This is a genomic window from Butyrivibrio sp. INlla21 (assembly GCF_900116875.1).
Taxonomy (GTDB): domain Bacteria; phylum Bacillota; class Clostridia; order Lachnospirales; family Lachnospiraceae; genus Butyrivibrio.
Map to the genome: position 1 here is coordinate 1 of NZ_FPCC01000023.1, position 22,718 is coordinate 22,718.

Here is a 22,718-nt window from a genome sequence, read left to right on the forward strand (position 1 = left end):
CGCGTGAATCAATGAAGATTGCTTTCAGATCCTCCACTCTTCCGATCTTTTCCCAAAGCGCATCTATCTCTGCTTGTATATCTTCTATAGATCTCATATTTATTCCCCATCATCTTTTACTTGTCTCGACTTTTATACTTGAAGCAGCTTCTTTATCTACGTTCATCATGCTGTCTCGCATCTTGATATAAGCCGACGGCAAAACTGCCGCTGATTCCGCATTATAAGCCTTAGATGACTGAAGGACATCCTTTAAGAGTTTAGTCATCTTCTTGCCAACAGCGGTATTATCCCAGGTTTTTACGTTATTAAGTACAGCATCGGAAAGGACACAGGTAGACGCGGAGGTGCCGATAGAATCGACTATCTCCGTAAAGACATTCGTGTCCATAAAGACTTTGTTTTCAGGCATTTCCCCTATCCTTCCTTTTTATTATAAGCGCATTTGTAAATAACTAATTAACATAATAACACATGCTTTTCAGCATCTCAAGTGCCATGTTATCTCAAGTTGTTTTATAATATTCTAAGTTTCTTTAAGATCTGTGCAATCTTAGTTCCCTTAGGGAATCTCTTTATATCATCCTCCGATGCACCGCCTGATTTAATAAGCACAGCGAAGTATACGAACAATGCAATTCCGACCGCGATTACAGTTGCAATAAGATTGGATAAGTAATATTTAGCAATCTCCTCTCCGTACAACTTCATCGTAATCCATAAAGATAATTTTATAAAAAGCTTTTCAAATATCATATGTGTGCAGAATGCCACAATTCCCATGACAAGAGCAGATATCGAAGGAAGCAGATATGTCTTCCTGAAATCATATGTGATGGGAATATGCTTCTTCATCACAAAGTTATTGAGTATACACATTGTAAGCGAATATATGATCGTAACAATACATAATGCAATATCATTTATATTTGTATACACAAGCAATATCCAAAGAACCGCTGTCTGTATAACCAATGCAATCGCAGCATTGATAACAGGTTCTTTTAACTTGCCGATTCCTTGAAGAACAGCATTGGTAAGCGTTGATACTGAATAAAAAACTACCGTTATAGCAAGGAGCATAAGCAGTAATGATGCTCTTGGGATTGTTTCATTTGGACTTGGGAACAAAACCATCATTACAGGTCTTGCAAGTGCAAATAAGCCTACTGCCGCAGGAATCGATATCATGAGAATGATTCTCATTACTCTCGAAACTGTATCTCCCGCTTCTTCTTTATTTCCTCTCGCAAAAGCAGTTGAAACCTCAGGTATCATAGCCATTGCTGCAGCGCTCGAAAGTGCAATCGGAAGATTGGAAAGTACCATTGCCCTTCCTGAATAAACGCCAAAAACAGTAGTCACATCATGCTCTTCCAAATTCTTAACATGGATCAGTATTCGGCTAAACAATGCAGAATTTACTGTAGTAGAAAGATTATAAATCGCCGTGCTAAGAATAAAAGGCGTTACGACTATAAATATCAACTTAAAAGCCTCATGATTTCCCATGTCATCATGAAAATCCTTATCGACTCTTCTATGTATACCTGTTTTATTAACACTATATACAAATAGCATAAATAAGAGAGCAATTATAACTCCGGAACCTGTACCGAGTGCGCTTCCAATAGCACCGAACATAGCTCTTTTCGGAAGATCTTCATCGCCGACGTAGTTAGTAAGCATATATGCTCCGCCGACACTGACTACTGCATTTAACAACTGCTCAAGTATCTGTGAAACAGATGTAGGAATCATATTCCTATGAGCCTGCGAATAGCCTCTTAAAACTCCCAAGAATCCGAAAAAGAAAACTGTCGGAGCAAAAAACTTTAGTACTGTAGCCGCTCTTCCAACAGCAAAAAAATTAGCTCCAAAGAAAAGCAGCAAACTCGCCAGTCCGCCAACTACCGAAACATAAACAAGTGCACATTTAAAAATTCTATGAGCATTCCTATATTCTCTTACAGCCAATTTGCCGGAAATAATTTTGGACATAGCAGAAGGTATGCTATAAGCGGATATCAAAAGAGCAATATTGTAAAAATAATATGCCGCTGTATAATATCCATTGCCATCATCCCCGATAATGGCTGTGAGCGGACTTCTGTATAACAGACCTATAACCCTTGATACCACACCCGCGATAGCAAGGAAACCAACCTGCTTATATAAACCTTTTTTAGACTCAGAACTCATATTGAAATAATGCCTTATCCTTTATAGTTTTCAGCTTTTTCAGTATTTAATTCTAATATATGCAAGGGTTGAATGCAAGGAGCGTGCCTATATAGGCACGCCCCAAAATATCTCTTTTTTACTTCACTTCCGGCATTTTATTGCTTGTCCAATCTGAGTCATTGGTGAAGAAATAATCCTCCGAATAGCTGTGAAGCTCGATATAAATCCTGCCGTCGGATGCAAGTATCGCCGTATAATTTTCCGGCATATCGGAAAAATAACACTGTACGTACTTACAGGAAACACCGCTATCAAGAGCCTTTTCCGAAGAATCAACAATAAAATTGTTGGTGCACTCAAGGAAAGGATATTTATATACTTCATCACCTACAAGCTTAAGAATATTATCCAGTTCTTCCTGAGTAAATGTTTTATTTAGATTATCACCGTTCTTATATACAGGTTCTCCCTTTGTATATTCATTGTTAGGAGAGACGCTCATTCCCATACTTCCAACTCCCGGATCGGAGTTAACATACAAGGAATCATTCTCCAGATAAAGGACCATATAGCCGTCACTTGTTGAATCTTCAATGTCATTCTGGCTGCATATCGCCATGTTGGGTGATACAAAATACGCTTCACCGCTTAATGTTCCTGTACGATAACCATAAAGGAAGTCACCCTCAACATGAAAGCCTTTACTTGTCTGGTTTGTGATATTCAATGAACCGGAAACTGCAGAAAGACAATTTGTTGCTTCCCAGGATCCTTCAAAATTTTCAGCGTCATTCACCTCAGTGATCTGACTGTATAAAGAAGGCATATCCAACTGATAAACCTTATTCCATGGATCATCCTCAAAAGACTTCGCTTCCGATGCATTTGATACAGAACTGTCAGCATCGCTTACCTCTGAAACATATTCAGTGCTGATAAGCGCCTGTGCATTTACCGTATCAGGTTCAATACTGTCGTCTTCAGTTGCCCCACAACTGATAAGAAACAAACTCAGCATTAAAGAAAATGCCGTTGCTCCCAAAACTTTTAATTTCACTTTTTTCTCCTCTCTTTTACTCTTCCCTTTTATAAGCATTAACAATTCTTTAACATTCTAACATGTATTTTTAAAAAATGCAACCATATAAAATAAAAAGCTGCAGTCAATCACTCGACCGCAGCTCTACTGCCAAAAGAAACAATGTTTTAACTTTTAAAAATCAGTGTAGCAAAATCTCTTATACTCTTACGCCACACATTCCAATCATGTATGCCTTCGTATACATTTCTTATCTGCTTGATGCCTTTTTCTTCAAGCATCTTATCATCATGAGCAAAGTTTTCCCAGAAAAGATCCTTATCTCCCATTGATCTAAAGAATACATCAAAAAGAGAATTGAACTTATCTGCATCATCAAGCACCTTAAGATGCTCATTATCGCTCGGTCCTCTGCCGGGCATATCAAGTTCCGAACCCTGAATAATATCGGTTACAAAACCGCTGAATATTCCAAGGCAGCTAAAGAGCTCCGGATGAGACAGACCGATTATCGATGTCTGGAGCGATCCCATGGAAAGTCCGGCCATTCCGCGCTTTTCCTTCGAACCTCCGACTCTGAATTTACCTTCGATAAAAGGAATAATATCTTTTAACAGATAATCCTCAAAGAGTTTGAAGTCTACAACTCTGTTTCCGTCTTTATCATGAGTCTGAACCATTCCGTTGTTCATTACGATCACAAATGGGACTGCATTTTTGGATGCAATAAGGTTATCCATTATAAAGTTAACCTTGCCTGCTGCCGTCCAGCCCATCTCATTCTCGCCGTGACCGTGCTGAAGATAAAGCACAGGATAAACATCATCCGACTCATCATATCCCGGAGGAGTATACACAACGCAGCTCTCCCACTCGCCCGTAACAGACGAAGGGAAATACTCTTTTCTTACGCTGCCGTGAAGAACATCCTTAACTCCGTAAAAGTCCTCATTGGTCTCAACCTCAACATAGTTGTAAGGTCTTGAATAGCCATAGGAAATAGGAAGCATGGGCGTAATAAGCTCGACTCCGTCAACGATGAGCTGAACGTAATTTATCGCTCCATCCGCCGTGTACTCTGTCTTCCATATTCCATCTGCATCTTTTGAGCAATAATGATCTATCTCGTTATATCTGAAATTAACCTCTGCTGCCTTCGGTGCCATTATCTGAAGGAAGTATTTCCCTCCCTCACTGACAAGACACTCTACCTGTCCCTCGTATGGAAGGACTCTGTCAAAAGCAAGCGCCTGAAATGATGTGTTGTATTTCATACAGTTATTTCGTCCTCTCCGGTCTTTGCCACTACCACAAAATCGAAACTTTCAAGATCAAGCTTCAGCAATGCTTCGTATTCACCGTTTTTCCATTTGATATTTATGATCTTGCCTTCACAGGAGGCTGTAATATCACTGTCAAAAGAAAATGCTCTATAGCTGTTTCTGAATTTCAAAAGTTCAAGCTGTCTCTTTACAACATCTTTTTCCAAAGCATTCTCTATCATCTCTTTGGAGTAATTGGTCCTGTTGATCTCTTTATGACCGCCTGCACCTGCAGCCTTAACGGCCTCATGGTCATTCTTACCCGCAAGAAGATCCAGATACCAAACCTGAGGCTTACCCGGCATAAAGAGCTGAAGTGCTCTTGCTGCAAGCATCTTCTTATTGTCCTCGCCAAGTGCCGAGTAATACGTCGCATTTACCTGGTAGTACATATTCTTGGCACCGTGAAGATCCTTGACGTATCCGCCTCGTGCCACCACCGTATCTATAAGGCTCTGTATCTGCTCTTCGCTTATAAGTCCCTTGAGATCAAGAAGCGGGATTCCGTCGTGACAGCCAAGCATATTGACCGTTCTTATCTTTTTATCTATAAGCTCGTTGGCCCACTTAACTATAGTATCTCCGTACTTATTTTCAAAAGCATCGATAATAAGACCCGGAAGGAAGAAATCATAGGTCATGTATCCCTTATCTGCTATAGTCTCATATATCTTTTCAGAATACGATGCATGTATCTCGGGTAAAAGAGTCAGCTTATACTTATCTGCAAGTTCTCTTACCTTGGATAAAAGATCCCATGTTCCCGGCTCGTTAAGGAAGTTCTTTTCACCGGGCTCCTTGGGAGCGTAAGCAAAAGCATCGAGTCTTACAATGCTTGCGCCGTAGTCAGAAATCTTATGTAAGGTGTCATCATAGAATTCCCATACAAGATCCGATTTGATGTTAAGATCCATCTGTCCCAGATACTTTATTCCCTGAGGAGTGTTTTTTACCTCCTGATAAAAAGTATTCCAGTACGGAACCTTCTTACCGTCGGGCATGGTAACCATAAGTATCGGAAGCCCCGGCTTTCTGAAGAACATATCCTTGATATACTCTTCATCAGGCTGAATATAACCTTCCTGTGTAAGCTCACCTTTGCCTTCCCAGAACTTGTTCCAGTTGATGAAAAAGTCTTTATACTCGGAATCATCACCTTTGTTTAAAAGATCTTGAAACTGAGGTGACTGAACCGATGCATGGTTTAATATAAAATCAAGCTTAAGATCGATTCCCATCTTTCTGAGCGCATCCAGATCTTTCTTGGTAGCAAGGTTCTTTTCAAGGCCGTAATCTATAACCGAAAAGCCACGGTCTAAGTCTGTGTGATAAAGACTCGGAAGAATATAAAAAGATGAAAAAGTGCTTGTAAGCTCATCCTTTGAAAGAAAATCGACTATATCCTTAAGAGTTCCTCCAAGGCTGTCCGGATATGCATTTAGCATGGGTTTGTTATTGGCACTTATTACATTACTCATAATTAGCTCTCTGACTCCATAAGTTTGGTGTATTCGTCAAAGCTGAGGATCTCGCCCTGCTTTGAAACTATGATCTTGGCCTTGTGAGCCTGGCTCTTGATCATGCCCTGTTCGATCTCAAGTACCATAGTGGTGAACGGGCTGTCTGTAGCGCCGTCTCTGTTTCTTGCTCTTCTGTGCTCGAGTGTCTCCTTGGGAGTGCTGTTTAATAATATCGGTATGTCAACGCCCTTATAGTTGTCGCTGTTTCCATGTGTCCACTCGATGATAAGCACATCGGTATCGGAAAAATCTACAACCTCATGCCAGAGCTCGTCTTCTTTTCTTCCCATTCTCTTAAGGCTGATATTCTTTTCGCCTGCCTTAAAATCAAGAGCTATCTTTTCTATCTCTGCAAAGTCGATCTCTTTGTCGGAACCAAGATAGTCTTCAAGACCTTCTCTTCCAAGCTCCTCATATACACGAAGTCTCTCGGCATCGTTGTGCATGGGTATACGTCTGGGGTAATTGTCTCCGGATAATGTATAGCTCTTTATTCCTCCCTTGGTAAGGTAATATGAAAGGATTGAAGCAATCTCGGATTTACCTACCCCCGAACCGCCGCATACGGTTATTACAACCTTTTCTTTTCCCTTATTTGCTTGCTCTTCAAGAAGCTGTAAAAGCTTAGGGAAAATGATGTTTGCTTTCTTAATATGTCCTTCGTTTATTTCCACCTTGTCTCCGGGCATATCTCCGTGTGGGATATTCTTAGGAAGCTCGGGAGCTGTCCAAGTATCGAGTTTTTTAATCTTATCAATAAGCATTTATTCTTCCTCCAGTGCCCATTTGATCGCAGGCTCCAAATATTGATTCCAGAAATTCCAATCGTGGATTCCGGGACTCTCTTTATAGGTAAGGTCAACCTTTTTCTCCAATAAGAAGTCTCTGAAGTCTCTGTTATTCTTGATAAGGAAATCCTCTGATCCGCATGCCATAAATACAGGCTGGATCTTATCTCCCTTAGCAAGTCTTTCTTTTATGATAAACTCGGGATCGTTAGTAGTTTCTTTTACCTTCTTAAGATCTCCGAATACATGGCAGTAGTAATCATAATCAGCTATATCATCCTTGGCACCCGGCTTAATGTCGCCAAGCTGATTTACGATAAGTGCCGATGAAAGTCCGATGATCTTACTATACTTCTCGGGATGCTCAAGTCCTGCGTGAATAGCTCCGAATCCGCCCATTGAAAGTCCTGCGATAAAGGTATCCTTTGCATCCTTGGAAAGGCCGAATGTCTCCCTTACATAATCAAGAAGCTCAAAGCCCACAAAATCGGCATATTTGTAGCAGCAACCTGCTGCGTTTGTATAAAAACTGTTGTCTCCCGAAGGCATGATAACCGCAAGATTGTATCTAAGTGATATATCGGAAATAAGACTTCCGATAGGCCAATCAAATGTATTTCCTGAATATCCCTGAAGGAGCATCAAAGTCTTCATCGGTCTGTCATAGTTTTTATTACCCTCTTTCATCTCAGGGGGAACATCATTCGGAAGACAAACATGAAAAATAGTCTGTCTCCAAATGGAAGTTGAAAAATAACTCATTTGTACAAAAGCCATTGTATATAATCTCCTCTCAATCCATCTTAAAAATATGTATGATACAGCCCTCTTCTTTGGGCTCTATTGTGCCTTTTAGATAAGCTTCCTCCATCCAAGACAAGCTCTTTGAATCGGTTATGATCTTGGGTGTTGTGTGATCAAGCTGTTTTTCACCGTCAAGGACCGCTTCGTTCTCTATAAACATGCGGCAATTTTTTCCGGCGTCATCTATTCCGTCAAGCATATATCTGGCGGACAAAGTCCTATTCTGTGGATAGAACTCTTTCTGCGTATCCACGCCTCCGGGAAGTACGTTACCGTTAAAGTACTTACCCTTACAGTTACCGGTAAAATTTATGATAACCGCCTCGGCGCTTTTGCCTTTTACTTCGTAAACTTTAGTTAAGTCAATGTATATAGTAAGGATCTCTTCCATATCAAAACCTATCTCCTTTTTTGTTTATACAAGGTATGTAAAAGGCTCTTTTGCGTCTATAAAGGTAACGGGGATGTCGCCCGTGATACTCTTAAGCCAAGCGGGAAGATGTTTCATTCCGCACTCTTCGCTTCTCTCATGTCCGATAACGATCATCGCCTTATTCATTCCAAGCTGAGAAGCATCTCTTACATATGCCGAGAGCGTCCACTCCGTGATATCTCCGCATACGCATACGTCGATGTTTCTTTCCTTCATATAGATCATGGGAAGGTTTTCGGTTCCAAGTCCGAGGCTTCCTCCGCCTACCAGTACGCCGACTCTTTTTACCTTCATATCGGGATTTCCGACAAGCTGAACAACATTCATATCAAGCTTATCCTTAAAAAATCCTGCGAGGTCCGACAGTGTGGTCTGTGGTATTACATAAGTTGCTCCAAACCAGCTCATCTTACTGTCGGGATCCGGTACTTCTCTGTACTCAGCCCAACCAAATTCCTCATCAAAACCTCTATATATGCCGTCCTCGGTTCCCGCATGCATATGATCGTGGAATCTCCATACGGCGATCTTGTTATCTTCAAGAAGCTTCTTTTTCTCAAGATAAACGGGATCGTCTCTTAGCCAGTCCTCTTTGTCGATTCCAGTAAACCATGTGGGCTCATGAGTTATGATCATGTTGGCGCCTATCTTAACGGCTTCATTTATAACATCTACGGTAGCCATAAAAGTTGTGACTATACCGGTTATTTCCATATTCTCATCACCGATAATAAGGTGGTCGCAGGTCTCTTCATAAGAAAATCTCTTGCTCCCGCTCTTAACGATGATCTCTTCGATAAGTTCTTTTACGGTCATGTGCTATACCATCCTATTCTCTTATCTAATCTTCTCTAATTTTCTTTATGACACCCCGAAGAAGAATTGTGCTATCATATTTATGTTGTAATTCGGAGGTTGTCATGACAGATTTTTATGAATCCAATAACGATATTTTCAGTTTGCTTCCCGTGCAGGTCTATCGTCACGATCTGGACGGCAATCTTATCTATTCACCGCTTCACTGGCACAGAAGCATTGAGCTTACTGTCACATTGACCGGTAATATTCGTTTTAATACGGGCAGCAGTCACTTTGACATGAAAGAATCCGATTGGATCTTAGTTAACAGCTGCGAGCTTCATTCCTGCAGTTATCTGTCCTTAAACGACCACTTCACAGGTATCAGCTTTATCATCTCCAATCCATTCATTGAGAAATGGCTTGGAAAAAATCTTTTCTTTTTTAATCCCGGAAATAAGCAGGTGACAAAAGAGATCAAGAAGATTGCTCAGGTTGTCTACAACTTAGATCCGAATGATGAAGATTATCCTTTTCTTCTTATGAGCAATACCTATGCGCTTTTAGGTATTCTCTTTAAATTCTGCAAATCCGAAGGAGAATCTTCAAAAGCCGGTATGAACAGTTCCGATGTGACCGTCCGCTTTACCGAATATATAGAAAATCATTATCGCGAGGATATTTCCTACGAAACAATGGCCGATCACTTCAAATACAATCCGACTTATTTCTCAAGACTCTTTAAGGAGTCTCTTGGTGTGAATTTCCATTCATACCTTAATTTTGTGCGAGCAAGTCACGCCGCAGAGCAGTTGTCATCGGGAAAGACCAATCTTACGGACTGCGCTTTCGAGAATGGTTTTCCCAATGTAAAATCATTTATCACAACCTTTAAAAAGCTCTACGGATGCACGCCCGGCGCTTTTATGCAAAGTAAGCATAACTCTGAATCATAATAATTAGGTAGCGCCTTATGTGCTTCCTATATCATCCCTTTACGCTTCCGGCTACTACGCCTTCAATGATGTACTTCTGTCCTATCAGATAAAAGGCAAGTACAGGAAGAATTCCAAGTAAAAGTCCTGCCATCATAGGTGAATACTCAGCCGAATGATTGGTAAGGAATGTCTTTATGGCGATCGCAAGTGTCTTGGAATGAGACTTTGTAAGGAAAAGACTCGACATAAGATAGTCGTTCCAAACACCCATTGCAACGAACACCGTTACAGTGATAATAATAGGTTTTAAGAGAGGCATTATTATCCTGAAGAATGTAAGTGCAAATCCGCAGCCGTCAATCCTTGCAGCTTCGTCAAGCTCTTCCGGAATTCCTTCAGTGAATCCCTTATAAAGAAATACGGCAAACGGAAGGTTAAGTCCTACCGCGATATATACAACCATAAGAAGGTTGTTTGAAAGTCCGAAAACTCCCGCATAGATCTTTACAAGAGGGATCATGTAAACCTGGAAAGGTGCGACCATTGAAGCAAGGAACATTCCAAATACGATCTTATTCAATTTCCATTTTTTTCTTGCAAAAAGATATCCCGTCATACTTCCGATGAACATGTTAAAGATAACTGTGAGAACAGTGATGATCGCTGTGTTTGAAAGGGCTTTCCAAAAGTCCATTCTCTTAATTGCGATGCTGTAATTCTCAAGTGTAAAGTTCTTGGGAAGTGCAAACGGTGTCTTTATAAATTCAGGTGTGGGCTTAAATGTGTTGTTTATCAGCACAAAGAACGGAACCATAAAAAGGATAAGAACAAATGCTGTTATAACGAACAGTAAAGTCTTTTTATCTTTTCTTTTCATCATTGTTCATCTACCCCCTTCCTTGTGAAATAAACCTGCAAAAGCGAAATAACCGCAACGATCACGAAAAGTACGATCGCCTGTGCCTGACCTTTACCAAATTCCATGCTGGTAAATGCTGTCTGATAGATCTTGTATGCGATGAGCTCTGTTGATTTGTAAGGTCCTCCGGCTGTAAGTGAGAGGTTCATATCAAAGGACATGAATGTTCTTGATATGGAGAGGAAAATACAGATCGCCGTAGAGTTCTTGATAAGTGGAAGCTTAACGTTCTTTATAACTTCAAAAGAAGTAGCTCCGTCAACATATGCAGCTTCTATAAGCTCTCTGGGAACACTTGTAAGTCCCGCGATATAGATAACCATAAGGTAACCCGAAAGCTGCCATGCGCTTACGATAATAAGAGCTATAAGGGCTCTAGTCGGATTTGTAAGCCATGAAGTCTTCATCCACTCCACTCCTATACTCTTACCGAAAGCCGTGAGTGCATAAGAAAAGATGAAATTCCAGATATATCCGAGGATGATTCCACCGATGATATTGGGGGTAAAAAATCCTGTTCTGAAGAAGTTCTGTCCCTTTATTCCGCTTGTAACGGCAAGTGCAAGAAGGAATCCCACCAGATTACTTGCAATAACCGTAAACAGTGCATAGATAACTGTCTTTAAAAATGATGTTATAAAAGTTGAGTCCGCAAATACATCAAGATAATTCTTTATCCCGACGTAATTGATCTGCATGGCAAGTCCGTTCCAATCGGTGAATGTGATCCATATTCCATAGATAAAAGGAACCAGAACAACACTCGCCCAGATGATCAGAGCCGGAAGTCCAAAGCCCGAAAAGCAAAAGATATCATTTAATCTTCTTCTGTAATTCTTAGTCATAGTTTTTCCTTTTAAAGAAGCGGGAAGCACTCGACTCCCCGCTTTATTGTTTTTCCGGCGAAGCCCCGCGAAGGAACTTACTTCCATTCGCGGGAACCGGTGGGTTTAACAGATTATCTCTTCTCCTGGTGTGACCAGTACTCGTCAAGTTTTGCTGCAAGTGTAGCTCTGTCTGACTGACCTGCAAGATACTCACACATATATGCTCCGCACTCATACCAGATGTCTGAAGGAGCAAGGTTGGGTGTTCCATAGAAGTCATATGTAAGACCCTGAGCGATGTAGTTAGCTGTTGCAAGACCAAGAGGGCTCTCGATCTCTGCCTGGCAGTTCTTGTAAGGAAGAGCCTGTCCTGTTACCTTAACCATCTGCTCAAGTGCATATGTATCTGATGTGATGAACTCGATGAACTTAAGGCCTGCAGCCTGCTGAGCCTCTGTGTTCTGGCTCTTGTCGATGCAGTAACCCTTAGCATAAGATGTTGCAATGCTCTGGTTAAGAACGTCACTGGGGTCATCACTGTGAGGAACGGGAAGAAGTCCGAACTCCTGACCTTCTGAAACGATAGGTCCAAGGAAAGTCCAAGCCCAGTCACCCATGAACCATGTTCCGCACTCGCCTGCTGCAAGTGCCTGAGCGTCAATGTTAACATCTCCTACAAGGGGATCTGCAGCATTGTGGTTGTACTTAGCCATCATATCGAATGTATCCATGTAACCGTTGAATACTTCGTTGTCGATCTCTTTTGTCTCGCCTGCGATGATGCTGTTTACGTAATCAACTCTGTCCTGTGTTGATCCGATAGCACCGCCGTATGCCTGGCAAAGCCAGTGTGAACCAAGTGACCAGTTAACACCTGTAAAGCATGTAGCGTCAACGCCTGTTGCCTCGATCTTCTTGAAGAGATCCTCAAGGTCTGATCTTGTCTTGATTGTTGAAGGATCGAAATCTCCGCCTACTGCCTTGTCGCAAACTTCCTTGTTGTAAAGGATTCCAACGCCTGCAGCTGTCTGAGGAACAGCGTAGATCTTGCCGTCAAATGTCATTGTGCTGAGAGCGTTCTCTTCGATATTCGCAACAACGGGCTCATTTGTAAGCTCGAGCATTCTCTCCTGGTTCTCCCAGATGTTTATGGGATCCATAAGTGAAACTGTAGGGCCTTCGTTACTAGCATAAAGAGCCATCCACTGCTGAAGCTGATCATCACCTGCAGCGATGTACTCAACTTTGATATTGGGATTGATTCTCTCGAATTCAGCGATGATGTCCTGGAACATCTGATCCTTACCTGTCTCTGTTGTGTAGAAAGAGATCTCTACATTCTCCAAAGACTCTGAAGGAGCTGCTGCTTCGGAAGGTGCTGCCTGAGCATCCTGTGCAGGAGTTGCATCATCTGAAGGAGCAAATGAGTCTGCGCTCTTTACTCCGCACCCTGCGAGGGCTGTCATGATCATGGACATTCCCATAACCATAGATAATAATTTCTTTTTCATGTATAAGTATCCTCCTTTTTGAAATACCCCGGTTTTTTTATTAATTTGATTGTATTAACAAAACCTTTTCTGTTCTTTCCCTTATTTAACCTTTGGATTGTCAAAAATTATCTTTTTGTTATCCCTTAACGGCGCCGACTATTACGCCTTTTACAAGATATTTTTGTACAAAAGGATAAATAATGACAATCGGGAGTATTCCGATAACCGCCATAGCCATTCTTACCGAAGTACTCGGAAGCTCTACAGCGCCTGTTCCGAGGAGTGATGCGTTCGAGTTTGAACGAAGCGCCTGGATATTACTCATTATCTTCATGAGAAGCTGCTGAATACTGTAGAACTTCTCGTTATTTACATAGTAAAGACCGTTGGTCCAGTCGTTCCAATAAGCTATTCCCGTAAAAAGACTTATCGTAGCGACAGCAGGTATCGCAAGGGGAAGCATGACCTTGAAAAAGATCTTAAATTCACTTGCACCGTCAAGCTGCGCCGCTTCTATAAGAGAATCGGGAACGCTGTTCTGAAAATAGTTTTTTACAAGTATTACGTTAAAAGCGGTAACAAGGTAGTTAGGGATCATAAGAGCCCAGATCGTATCCTTGATATGGAAAAATCTTGTCCACATGATGTAAGAAGGTACGATTCCGCCGTTAAAAAGCATTGTGAAGAATACAAAAAACGCCAGTGCGTTTCTGTATTTGTATGATTTCCTCGACATCGGATATGCGAGCATTGTTGTAAGAAGCACACTGATCGCGGTTCCGGCAAAGGTAACAAGGAATGATATTCCGTATGATCTAAGTATCAGTCTTCCTTGCTTGATCATGTAGTAATAGGCATTGAGACTGAGCTCTTTGGGGATAAATCTGTATCCGTCTCTTACAAGTGCGGTCTCTGCCGTAAACGAAGCCATTACTATCAAAACTATCGGGAGCATGGCGAATACTACGAGAATAGTCAGTATGATCGTGGAAATTCTGTTAAATGTTTTACTCTCTGTCATCTCCATCTCCTTAGAAAAGTGCATTGTCCGGATCAATCTTACGGACTGTAAAATTAGCCAAAAGAACTAAGATAAAGCCGACAAATGACTGATAAAGGCCCGCCGCAGCAGACATTCCGACGTCATTTAGTTCCATAAGTCCTCTGTAAACATAGGTATCGATAGTCTGTGTCACGTTAAAGAGTGCACCTGAGTTTTGAGGAACCTGATAAAAAAGTCCGAAATCGGAATAGAAAATTCTTCCTATAGACATAAGCACAAGTGTGATTATCGTAGGCTTAAGCAAAGGAAGCGTGATCTTAAAGATCTGTGTCATCTTATCCGCTCCGTCTATAGCGGCTGCTTCATAGATAGATTTATCTATTCCGGATATGCTGGCCATGTAAACGATCGACTGGTAACCCATATTTTTCCACAGGAAAACTATGATAAGAATCGCCGGCCAGGGACCCGTTGTAGCGTACCAGGACACGGGGTTGATTCCCAGTGTCCTAAGTACGGTATTGTTTAAAAAGCCTGAATCCGCATTTAAAAATGCGTAAACTATAAATCCTATAACAACCCAGGATAAAAGATTGGGTAATAGCAAAAGAGCCTGAAAGCCTTTTACTCTTTTTCTGTCTCCGAGCTCACACATCATGATGGCAACGGCTATCGCAAGTATTGTTCCTATGATGATAAATGCGATGTTATAAAGCACCGTATTTCTTGTCATGATGAATGCGTCTTTAGTCTTAAAGAGGAATTTAAAGTTATCAAATCCGCAAAAATCGCTTCCGAAGATTCCCTTCTTTAAGCTGTATTTCTTAAATGCCAGAAATACTCCGAACATCGGTATGTAGTTGTTTATAAGAAGATATATCACTCCGGGAAGTGCTATCAAAGAAAGGGGCAGATTTTTAAACCTCTTCTTTTTGCTTTTCATAGGTGTCTCTTTCACTCCTTTACCCTCCAAAGTCATTACTTGGAAGCCTTCCAGGCATCAAGCTGTGCCTGCTTCTCGTTAAGAATATCCTGATAGCCCGCATCGTTAAGAGCCTGGATAAACTTATCTATCTCTGTGTCGGGATCAAGGCTTCCGCAGATAAGTCCGGGAAGATACTGTGATATTACGTTAAGTACCGCTGTGTACTGTGTCTTTACATTGCTTGAATCAAAGGTAAAGCCCATAGCAGGTGAAGTCTTGGCGTTCTTGTTCTGATCAAGCTCCCACTGAAGTGAATCAGGGTTAGCAACGCCCATCTGGTACATGTTAAAGAAGTTTCCGAGTGTTCCGCATGAAAGCTGTGCTGTGTAAGGAACTGTAGCAGCATCCTGTCCCTCGGGATAAGATACGGAGCCGTCAGCATTCTTTACATAGTCTCTTCCTTCGATACCGTAGATAAGAAGGTTAATAACCTCGGGATCTGTGTATGTAAGGTCAAGGAACTTAAGTGCAGCTTCGGGTACATCTGTAGTTGATGCGATCATGAATGTTATCGCATTGATATCACTTGTTGAAAGGTAAGCATCACCGATGATCTTTGCTCCGAGATCATAGCCTGCAACCTGTGCCTCAAGTGAAACTGCCGTATCCTCTTCAGGATAGCTGTATGCGGCAAGATATCCGAAGTAGTTACCTGAACTCATTGTCTCTGCAGCGGCTGAGTTGGTTGTAGCGGCATCCTGCATAACAAGACCGTTGTTATACCAGCCTCTTACAAGCTTGCAAAGATCCTTAAATCTGTCTGTTCCGTAAAGATCGGTTACTGTAAGATCATCACACATAAGTACGCCGATGGGTTTATATCTGTCATCGTTAAGGAAATCAACTTCGCCGTAGTTTGTTGAAAGTCCGATCTCTCCTGTCTGAACGGCTGCAAGAGGGATCATATCGGGATGTCCTGCCTTAACTGTTTCAAGAACAGAAGTTACATCCTCAATTGAATTAACCTTGCTCATGTCGATGTTAAGCTCGTCTGCGATGTCCTGACGATAGATGAGCATTGGTGTAAGTGCGATGGGTTTCATTGTGGGGATACCGTAGAGAACTCCGTTCGATTTGCAAGCTTCAAGCCAGCTGTCACCGACTATCTCTTTTGCACCGGGAGCATAGGTATCGATCATATCAGTGATGTCGTAGCACATGTCTGTTGAAACATATGAACCGAAATCACCGAGTGATTCAAAGATATCAATCTTTTCTCCGCCCTGGAGTGCAAGATTGATCTTGCTGGAATATTCGAAGATCTGAATGGGCATAAGAGTTATCTCTGCTCCGATCTTCTCTCTTGTTATCTTGTTGATGGCTTCTTCAACCTCATCAAGATCTTCTTCTGTGGGAATATTATTGAAAGTACAATAAGCATAGGTGACCTGGTCATAAGACCCGTCTTCCTTAGAAACTGCGGCATCTGTAGAACCCGCGTCGGGCTGTGCCGTAGGATCCGAACATGCAACAGCCGTGAATGCCATTGCTGCTGTAAGAACTAATGCCAGAATACGTTTTACGTTTTTCATTATAATAGAACCTCCCTTTTTTGATGGTTTAAGATTATCATTCGAAAAAAAGTGATTCTTTAAAAAAAGCGATATTAATTTTCAAAAAAACGCCTTACCATATTTCCGGTTATTTTTTCTTATATTTGGTCGGTGATACTCCTTCAATTTTTTTGAATGTAGTTGAAAAATAGGTAAAGTTATCAAACCCCACCTTTTCTGCGACGTCGCTGACTCTCTCTCCCCTGTCAAGCAGGAGCTTGGCTTGTTCTACCCTGCAAGCAGCTATAGCTTCATTGATCGAGATACCGGTTTCTTTCTTGTAGACCTTGGAAAGGTACTCGGGAGCAAGGAAAAACTCCTCCGCTATCTCATTTCTACCAATATGTTCCTTATAATGTTGACGAATATACGTATTTATTTTATCGCAAATAGTGAAACTCTTCAGAATTTTTTTCTCATACTCAAATGTGGCATCAAGAAGATAGTTTGCCCACTTTATCATATCGATAACAGATTTTGTCGCATTCTTTTCAAGCTTACCAAGGTTTTCATCCTCAATAAGCCCGATAGCTCCGATCTGTTTTTTGCCAAGATATGTATAGACGATCTGCTGAATTTCTTTAACAAGCCTGTTCAGGGCATCATCGGTAAGCGCATTGCCCTTAGATGTCTCGTTTAAGCAGGTTTTGATAATGCTCATAAATTCCATCTTATTATTTGATGAAAGAAGCGCTTCAAGCTTCGCAGAATCAAGGTTTATGCCAAGTGAGCTGCGATTTTGAGCCACATCCTCCTCGCAAAAAGTTGTTCCGAAATAGGATACGTTCTTTTGGATAAGGCCTTTTATTGTCTGATATGCATCGTAAAACTCATGCATTTGAACACATCTTCCGATGCATGTAGTCATCTCAGAGAATAATATCTTCTTTTGCTGCGTAAGAAGGACCTTGGATTTTTCCAGGATATCTCTTTTGGACAGCTCTTCTTTTCCTTCTTCCACGGGCACGACCGATACAATAAATACTTCCCCGCCAACTTCAAAACCGGTTGTAAAATTAGCCTGCGGATCTCCCAAAAGGACTTCCATGTGGATGTTTTCCAGTATGAAGAGGATGAGGCTTGTACTTATCATTTCTCTGTCTTTTTCAATACCTGAAAGCCTTGATACAACGAGTCTGTAAAGGCCCTTCGGGTCAACATCAAGTCGCCTTGAAGCTATCTCTTTTTCTATATCCGAAGCACTCGGCGAGATCTTGGAAGTAAGAATATCCATCCAGAAATTGTTATAGAGCCTTGCTGTGTTCTTTTTGGCCCACTTGCCAAGCTCGCTGGTTTCTTTGATATTTCTTTTATCCAGAAGATCACCGATCATCTTGCGGAGCGTCGCCTCCATAACATGAACATCAAAGGGCTTAAGGAGATACTCAAAAACGTGGAGCTTCATTGCACTTGTCGCGTAGTCAAAGCTTTCATGGCACGTCAAAAAGAGGAACTCTCCGTCAAGTTCCTGTTCCCTATACCATTTTAAAAGCTCAATACCGCTTCCCTTGGGCATCTCAATGTCACTGATAACAATATCGATAGGCTCATCCGAAAGGATTTTCTTGGCTTCTTTGATATTGTACGCGGTGAAAACATCGTCCACATCAAGTGATGTCCAATCCACGGTATCCCTGATGACATCAACGGTTGCAATGTCATCATCAACAATAAGTACTCTCATAATGCTCCTTTAATCTATGTTTATCCTTGCATGCTCATCCACTTCGTGTTTGGGCGTTCTCGGAATATACATCGTATTCTTACAGCCGTGCGGCTCGATATTACTGATCTCAAAAAGATCGTTTCGTTCATACATGATCTCAAGAATTCTCTTGATGCTAAAGAGTCCCACTCTGCTTCCGTCCTTAGGTGTAGTCGATAAGCTGTTGTTAAATTCATCAAGGATATTCTCGGGGTATCCGCTTCCGTCGTCCTCAATCACGATCCTAAGCATTTCCTCGTTATCTCTTTTTACCGGTTCTGCCTTAATGAGTATCGTGAGCATTGAATTTATATCAACAGCGTATTTGTACTCGTTCTCGATCACCGTATGAATGAGCATCTGCGGGATATTCCAGTCTCTTACATCGTCCGCTGCATCAATGTAGAAAAAGACGCAGCCCGGATATTTAAGCTCCTGCATTTCAAAATAGTTCTCGACGTGCCTTATCTCTTCATCCAGCGTCACCGTATGAAGTCCCGATCTGAACATATATCTGATGTTCTTGGATAAAGAGTCTATATAGCGCCTTATTTCCTCATTTTTCCCCTGCTGCGAAAGACTTGATATAGTTGTCATCGCATTCAGGAAAAAGTGAGGTCTTATCTGTAATTTAACCGCTTTAAGCTCGGTCTCCTGAAGCGTTATCTGCTTCTCATAGGATTTGATCTTAAGTCCCATGATCTCATCCATAAGCTTGTTGAACGTGTTCTTTAAAAGATTAAACTCCTTGCTTCCGAATTCATCGGATATTCTAAGCTCATAGTCGCCAAGCTGTATCTTTTCCATGTTTCTTTGAAGCTTTCCGACCGGCTTTATTATGCTCTTTCTAAGGTGTCTTATCATGAACATTGTATAGGCAAAAAGGATCAGGATGATCGCCAGCATCGCCCATACATCGAGCTGAAGGAATTTAAAGCTGAATGTTTCCTTGGCGTACGCTCTTATACGGTAGTTCTCGGCGCCAAGCACATATTCTTTTCCCCTGGGAGCAAATTCAGTTATATCAAAAAGCTTATCTCCTTCTTTGACATCCCCCGGTTTTTCGCCGAATATCCCCCAGATTACCTTGCTTTCGGGCTCGTAAAGCACAATCGCCATCTCTGAGAGGTCACCTGTGTTACCTGTTCCCAAAAAGCTGTTCATGGAAATATATACGGCCGCCGCTTCATTCTGCCATACGTAAATCTTATAAAGGTATGATGCATCTCCTATCTTTTCAATCTTCCAGTCGGCTTTTGCGCGTCCCAAAGACGCTTTTTCCATGGTAAAAGATCTTAGATAATCCCTGTCTTTATAGCTTATTGTTGTGTTGGAAAAATCAAGACAAGTATTGTAGGTACTCTCCGCGATAACAAAAGTAACTTTGTTCTGATTGGCTGATACCGCCTCTTCCATCATCTCTTTTAACCTGACGGAGGCGTAGTATCTGTCGGATTCCTTGCCGCTCTTAAGCATGCTGTAATTGTCGTTTTTATAGATCATCTGCTCAAGGAGCATGTCGGCGTACTGTATCTTATTATCAAGCTCGCGCCCATACACCTCAACAAGATTTTCAGCCGAAGAAACCTGCGAACTTCTGATGTTTCTGTACGAATTGTTTACGTACACTCCAAAAACGGCAGCAATAAGAATACTTTGTATAACTATGAATATTATGGTCTTGCGAATGACCGAAGATTCACTCTTAACGCGCATATGGGAACACCCTCATAATCTAAATAAAAGCTTTATTAAAGCTATAAAAGACACTTTCCCCTTGCCCCCGGAAAAGTGTCTTAATTATAAACGTCTATATTCAATTATTAACACAAATAAAGTTATCCGACAAGCCAGTCGTACATTTCCTGATATTTCTCGGCTGAAACCTTCCAGGAGAAATCAACGGCCATGGCTCTGTCGATCATCTTGTTCCATTCGCGCTTCTTGTCATAGAATACGTGCTCGGCCTGACGAATGGTATCAAGCATCTCGTGAGCGTTGTAATTAAGGAATCCAAAGCCTGTTCCGGTTCCCTCGTACTTGTTATAGGGCTCGACGGTGTCGATAAGTCCGCCTGTCTGCCTTACGATAGGAATCGTTCCGTATCTGAGTGCCATGAGCTGTGAAAGTCCGCAGGGCTCAAACAGTGAAGGCATCAGGAATACATCGGATGCGGCATATATCTTGTGTGACATAGGTTCCGAATAATAGATATTGGCGGAAACCTTGTCATTATACTTCCAGTCGAAATGTCTGAAGGAATTCTCGTACTGCTCTTCACCGGTTCCGAGAACCACAAGCTGAATTGCATCCTGACAAAGTTCATCGAGTATACAATTGATAAGATCAAAGCCCTTCTGGTCGGTAAGTCTTGAAACGATACCGATCATCATGCACTTATCGTCTTCTTTAAGTCCGAGCTCCTTCTGAAGTGCTCTCTTATTCTTGATCTTTTCCTTACGGAAATTGATCGCATTGTACTTGTATGGAATATACTCATCGGTCTCGGGATTGAACTCATCGTAATCAATACCGTTGACGATACCTCGAAGATCGCCCGCTCTGGCTCTTAAGAGTCCGTCGAGGTCTTCTCCGTAAAACTCGGTCTTGATCTCCTCTGCGTACGCAACACTAACGGTTGTGACAGCGTCGGAATAAACAATACCGCCCTTTAAAAGATCGGCGTCCTTAAAGAGTCCGAGCTTATCAGATGTAAAGTAGAAATCGGGAAGTCCCGTGATATCTCTTACAGTCTTAATATCCCATTTTCCCTGGAACTTAAGATTGTGAATTGTCATTATGGCTTTTATGCCTCTAAAGAACTCATTTCCCTGAAATCTCTCTTTGAGATATACGGGAACAAGTCCGGTCTGCCAGTCATGGCAGTGAATGATATCGGGTCTGAAATCGATGACGGGAAGAATTGAAAGCGCTGCCTTGGAAAAGAAAGCAAACTTCTCAATCTCAAATACTGTGTCATCCCCGTAGGGCTTCATTCCGTTAAAATAAAACTCATTGTCAATAAAATAGTACTTAATGCCGTCAACTTCAGCCTTGAAGATACCTACATACTCATTCTTCCAATGGAAATCCATGTAGAAGTTGGATATATATTCCATCTTATCTTTCATTTGCTGGCTGATGCACTTATACAAAGGTAAAATGACACGAACGTCAAAGTATCTTTTATCGATCTCTTTGGGAAGAGAGCCCACAACATCGGCAAGTCCTCCCGTTTTGATAAAAGGCACTCCTTCTGAAGCCACAAACAGGATTTTTTTCATTATTCTGACATCTCCTCATACTTTGCGGATTGCATAGCTATAAGTTCTTTATCGTCGAAATAATTGATCTTCATTGCATTCTTAACATCGGAAAGAGTCTGCGCAGCAACTTCCTTGGCTACTTCGCTGCCCTTTCTGAGGACTTCGTATACATAAGGAATATCCTTCTGGAATTCCTTTCTTCTGGTTCTGATAGGTTCAAGCTCTGCCTGAAGTACGCTGTTGAGGAACTTCTTGACCTTAACGTCTCCGAGTCCGCCTCTCTTGTAATGATCCTTCATCTCCTGAAGACATGTATATTCGGGAGCAAATTCAGCAAAATGCTCATCCCTTGCAAACGCGTCAAGATAAATGAATACAGGATTGCCCTCTACTTCACCGGGATCCTCTACTCTCAAATGATTGGGATCTGTGAACATGCTCATAACCTTCTTCTTGATGGAATCAGGTTCCTCGGATAAATAGATGCAGTTGCCGAGTGACTTACTCATCTTGGCCTTGCCGTCTATTCCGGGAAGTCTTAAGCATGCAGCGTTATCGGGAAGCAGGATCTGTGGTTCAACAAGCGCTTCACCGTATACAGAATTAAATTTTCTTACGATCTCTTTGCACTGCTCAAGCATAGGCTCCTGGTCTTCTCCGACAGGAACGGTCGTAGCCTTAAAAGCAGTGATATCTGCAGCCTGGCTGATAGGATATGTAAAGAATCCGACAGGGATACTTGTTCCGAAGTTTCTCATCTGAAGTTCGGTCTTAACTGTAGGATTTCTCTGAAGTCTTGAAACAGTAACGAGATTCATGTAGTAGAATGACAGCTCTGTCAGTTCAGGAATCTGTGATTGAATAAAGAGTGTAGACTTGGCGGGATCAAGGCCTGCCGCAAGATAATCCAGCGCTACCTCAATGATATTCTGACGAACCTTCTCCGGGTTGTCTGCATTATCTGTAAGAGCCTGTGCATCGGCGATCATAATAAAAATCTTATCGAACTCGCCGGAATTCTGAAGCTCCACTCTTCTCCTTAAAGAGCCTACGTAATGTCCTACATGGAGCTTACCTGTAGGGCGATCTCCGGTCAAAATAATCTTACTCATCTTGATGAATCTCCTAAATAATCTAGTTT

At 41.7% G+C, this 22,718-nt stretch carries 20 protein-coding genes; 1 reads left to right on the forward strand and 19 read right to left on the reverse strand.

Annotation, left to right across the window (positions count from 1 at the left end; all coding sequences use genetic code 11):
• Positions 1-109: 109 nt before the first annotated feature.
• From BM377_RS12170 to BM377_RS12210, 9 genes are all read right to left on the reverse strand, one after another.
• The gene (locus BM377_RS12170) at positions 110-412 is read right to left on the reverse strand and encodes a hypothetical protein (RefSeq protein ID WP_092248749.1); all 303 of its coding nucleotides are present in this window, start codon (positions 410-412) and stop codon (positions 110-112) included.
• Between the two features lie 104 nt (positions 413-516).
• Positions 517-2,202 carry a putative polysaccharide biosynthesis protein gene (locus tag BM377_RS12175; protein ID WP_092248752.1) on the reverse strand — a complete coding sequence of 562 codons (1,686 nt, stop codon included), beginning with the start codon at positions 2,200-2,202 and terminating at the stop codon, positions 517-519.
• 118 nt (positions 2,203-2,320) lie between these two features.
• Complete coding sequence (locus tag BM377_RS12180; RefSeq protein ID WP_143104509.1) at positions 2,321-3,241, reverse strand: hypothetical protein; 921 nt, start codon at positions 3,239-3,241, stop codon at positions 2,321-2,323.
• A 149-nt stretch (positions 3,242-3,390) separates the two neighbouring features.
• Entirely contained in the window at positions 3,391-4,497 is a 1,107-nt protein-coding gene (locus BM377_RS12185; RefSeq protein WP_092248758.1) for an alpha/beta hydrolase-fold protein, read from the reverse strand.
• Positions 4,494-6,023, reverse strand: a complete 1,530-nt coding sequence (gene gtfA / locus BM377_RS12190; RefSeq protein ID WP_092248761.1) for a sucrose phosphorylase — start codon at positions 6,021-6,023, stop codon at positions 4,494-4,496. The genes BM377_RS12185 and gtfA overlap by 4 nt, the downstream gene beginning before the upstream one ends.
• A 2-nt stretch (positions 6,024-6,025) precedes the next feature.
• The gene (locus BM377_RS12195) at positions 6,026-6,829 is read right to left on the reverse strand and encodes an adenylyl-sulfate kinase (RefSeq protein WP_092248764.1); all 804 of its coding nucleotides are present in this window, start codon (positions 6,827-6,829) and stop codon (positions 6,026-6,028) included.
• Complete coding sequence (locus BM377_RS12200) at positions 6,830-7,630, reverse strand: alpha/beta hydrolase (RefSeq protein WP_092248767.1); 801 nt, start codon at positions 7,628-7,630, stop codon at positions 6,830-6,832.
• Between the two features lie 16 nt (positions 7,631-7,646).
• On the reverse strand, positions 7,647-8,048 hold the full coding sequence (locus tag BM377_RS12205) for a DUF3237 family protein (protein WP_092248770.1): 402 nt from the start codon (positions 8,046-8,048) through the stop codon (positions 7,647-7,649).
• A 24-nt stretch (positions 8,049-8,072) separates the two neighbouring features.
• Entirely contained in the window at positions 8,073-8,906 is an 834-nt protein-coding gene (locus BM377_RS12210) for a Nif3-like dinuclear metal center hexameric protein (RefSeq protein WP_092248773.1), read from the reverse strand.
• Between the two features lie 104 nt (positions 8,907-9,010).
• On the opposite strand from BM377_RS12210, the gene BM377_RS12215 reads away from it, so the two are divergent.
• A complete protein-coding gene (locus BM377_RS12215) occupies positions 9,011-9,844 on the forward strand; it encodes a helix-turn-helix domain-containing protein (protein ID WP_177223878.1) in 834 nt (277 codons plus the stop codon).
• 31 nt (positions 9,845-9,875) lie between these two features.
• Here BM377_RS12215 and BM377_RS12220 read toward each other — a convergent pair whose 3' ends face one another.
• The 10 genes from BM377_RS12220 to trpS all read right to left on the reverse strand — a co-directional run bounded on the left by BM377_RS12220 (position 9,876) and on the right by trpS (position 22,689).
• Positions 9,876-10,706, reverse strand: coding sequence for a carbohydrate ABC transporter permease (locus tag BM377_RS12220; protein ID WP_092248779.1), 831 nt, complete (start codon positions 10,704-10,706; stop codon positions 9,876-9,878).
• A complete protein-coding gene (locus BM377_RS12225; protein WP_092248782.1) occupies positions 10,703-11,590 on the reverse strand; it encodes a carbohydrate ABC transporter permease in 888 nt (295 codons plus the stop codon). The genes BM377_RS12220 and BM377_RS12225 overlap by 4 nt, the downstream gene beginning before the upstream one ends.
• A 113-nt stretch (positions 11,591-11,703) precedes the next feature.
• On the reverse strand, positions 11,704-13,083 hold the full coding sequence (locus BM377_RS12230; protein WP_092248785.1) for an ABC transporter substrate-binding protein: 1,380 nt from the start codon (positions 13,081-13,083) through the stop codon (positions 11,704-11,706).
• A gap of 118 nt (positions 13,084-13,201) precedes the next feature.
• The gene (locus BM377_RS12235; RefSeq protein ID WP_242948169.1) at positions 13,202-14,086 is read right to left on the reverse strand and encodes a carbohydrate ABC transporter permease; all 885 of its coding nucleotides are present in this window, start codon (positions 14,084-14,086) and stop codon (positions 13,202-13,204) included.
• A 10-nt stretch (positions 14,087-14,096) separates the two neighbouring features.
• A complete protein-coding gene (locus BM377_RS12240) occupies positions 14,097-15,011 on the reverse strand; it encodes an ABC transporter permease (RefSeq protein WP_092248853.1) in 915 nt (304 codons plus the stop codon).
• Positions 15,012-15,046: 35 nt separating this feature from the next.
• Positions 15,047-16,585 (reverse strand): ABC transporter substrate-binding protein, encoded by a 1,539-nt coding sequence (locus BM377_RS12245; RefSeq protein WP_092248788.1) that lies wholly within the window; start codon positions 16,583-16,585, stop codon positions 15,047-15,049.
• Positions 16,586-16,694: 109 nt separating this feature from the next.
• The gene (locus BM377_RS12250) at positions 16,695-18,290 is read right to left on the reverse strand and encodes a response regulator (RefSeq protein WP_092248790.1); all 1,596 of its coding nucleotides are present in this window, start codon (positions 18,288-18,290) and stop codon (positions 16,695-16,697) included.
• 9 nt (positions 18,291-18,299) lie between these two features.
• Entirely contained in the window at positions 18,300-20,027 is a 1,728-nt protein-coding gene (locus BM377_RS12255; protein ID WP_092248793.1) for a sensor histidine kinase, read from the reverse strand.
• A gap of 122 nt (positions 20,028-20,149) precedes the next feature.
• Positions 20,150-21,595 (reverse strand): glycogen synthase GlgA, encoded by a 1,446-nt coding sequence (gene glgA / locus BM377_RS12260; protein ID WP_092248795.1) that lies wholly within the window; start codon positions 21,593-21,595, stop codon positions 20,150-20,152.
• On the reverse strand, positions 21,595-22,689 hold the full coding sequence (gene trpS, locus BM377_RS12265) for a tryptophan--tRNA ligase (protein ID WP_092248797.1): 1,095 nt from the start codon (positions 22,687-22,689) through the stop codon (positions 21,595-21,597). Before trpS ends, glgA begins: the two co-directional genes overlap by 1 nt.
• Positions 22,690-22,718 lie beyond the last annotated feature (29 nt).

Excerpts from the sequence above, each read along its gene's own strand:
- BM377_RS12235 (WP_242948169.1), bottom strand. The coding sequence starts at position 14,086 with ATGACAGAGAGTAAAACATTTAACAGAATTTCCACGATCATACTGACT.
- BM377_RS12200 (WP_092248767.1), bottom strand. The coding sequence starts at position 7,630 with ATGGCTTTTGTACAAATGAGTTATTTTTCAACTTCCATTTGGAGACAG.
- BM377_RS12255 (WP_092248793.1), bottom strand. The coding sequence starts at position 20,027 with ATGCGCGTTAAGAGTGAATCTTCGGTCATTCGCAAGACCATAATATTC.
- BM377_RS12210 (WP_092248773.1), bottom strand. The coding sequence starts at position 8,906 with ATGACCGTAAAAGAACTTATCGAAGAGATCATCGTTAAGAGCGGGAGC.
- BM377_RS12170 (WP_092248749.1), bottom strand. The coding sequence starts at position 412 with ATGCCTGAAAACAAAGTCTTTATGGACACGAATGTCTTTACGGAGATA.
- BM377_RS12185 (WP_092248758.1), bottom strand. The coding sequence starts at position 4,497 with ATGAAATACAACACATCATTTCAGGCGCTTGCTTTTGACAGAGTCCTT.
- BM377_RS12205 (WP_092248770.1), bottom strand. The coding sequence starts at position 8,048 with ATGGAAGAGATCCTTACTATATACATTGACTTAACTAAAGTTTACGAA.
- glgA (WP_092248795.1), bottom strand. The coding sequence starts at position 21,595 with ATGAAAAAAATCCTGTTTGTGGCTTCAGAAGGAGTGCCTTTTATCAAA.
- BM377_RS12245 (WP_092248788.1), bottom strand. The coding sequence starts at position 16,585 with ATGAAAAACGTAAAACGTATTCTGGCATTAGTTCTTACAGCAGCAATG.
- trpS (WP_092248797.1), bottom strand. The coding sequence starts at position 22,689 with ATGAGTAAGATTATTTTGACCGGAGATCGCCCTACAGGTAAGCTCCAT.
- BM377_RS12250 (WP_092248790.1), bottom strand. The coding sequence starts at position 18,290 with ATGAGAGTACTTATTGTTGATGATGACATTGCAACCGTTGATGTCATC.
- BM377_RS12220 (WP_092248779.1), bottom strand. The coding sequence starts at position 10,706 with ATGATGAAAAGAAAAGATAAAAAGACTTTACTGTTCGTTATAACAGCA.
- BM377_RS12175 (WP_092248752.1), bottom strand. The coding sequence starts at position 2,202 with ATGAGTTCTGAGTCTAAAAAAGGTTTATATAAGCAGGTTGGTTTCCTT.
- gtfA (WP_092248761.1), bottom strand. The coding sequence starts at position 6,023 with ATGAGTAATGTAATAAGTGCCAATAACAAACCCATGCTAAATGCATAT.
- BM377_RS12215 (WP_177223878.1), top strand. The coding sequence starts at position 9,011 with ATGACAGATTTTTATGAATCCAATAACGATATTTTCAGTTTGCTTCCC.
- BM377_RS12225 (WP_092248782.1), bottom strand. The coding sequence starts at position 11,590 with ATGACTAAGAATTACAGAAGAAGATTAAATGATATCTTTTGCTTTTCG.
- BM377_RS12230 (WP_092248785.1), bottom strand. The coding sequence starts at position 13,083 with ATGAAAAAGAAATTATTATCTATGGTTATGGGAATGTCCATGATCATG.
- BM377_RS12195 (WP_092248764.1), bottom strand. The coding sequence starts at position 6,829 with ATGCTTATTGATAAGATTAAAAAACTCGATACTTGGACAGCTCCCGAG.
- BM377_RS12240 (WP_092248853.1), bottom strand. The coding sequence starts at position 15,011 with ATGAAAAGCAAAAAGAAGAGGTTTAAAAATCTGCCCCTTTCTTTGATA.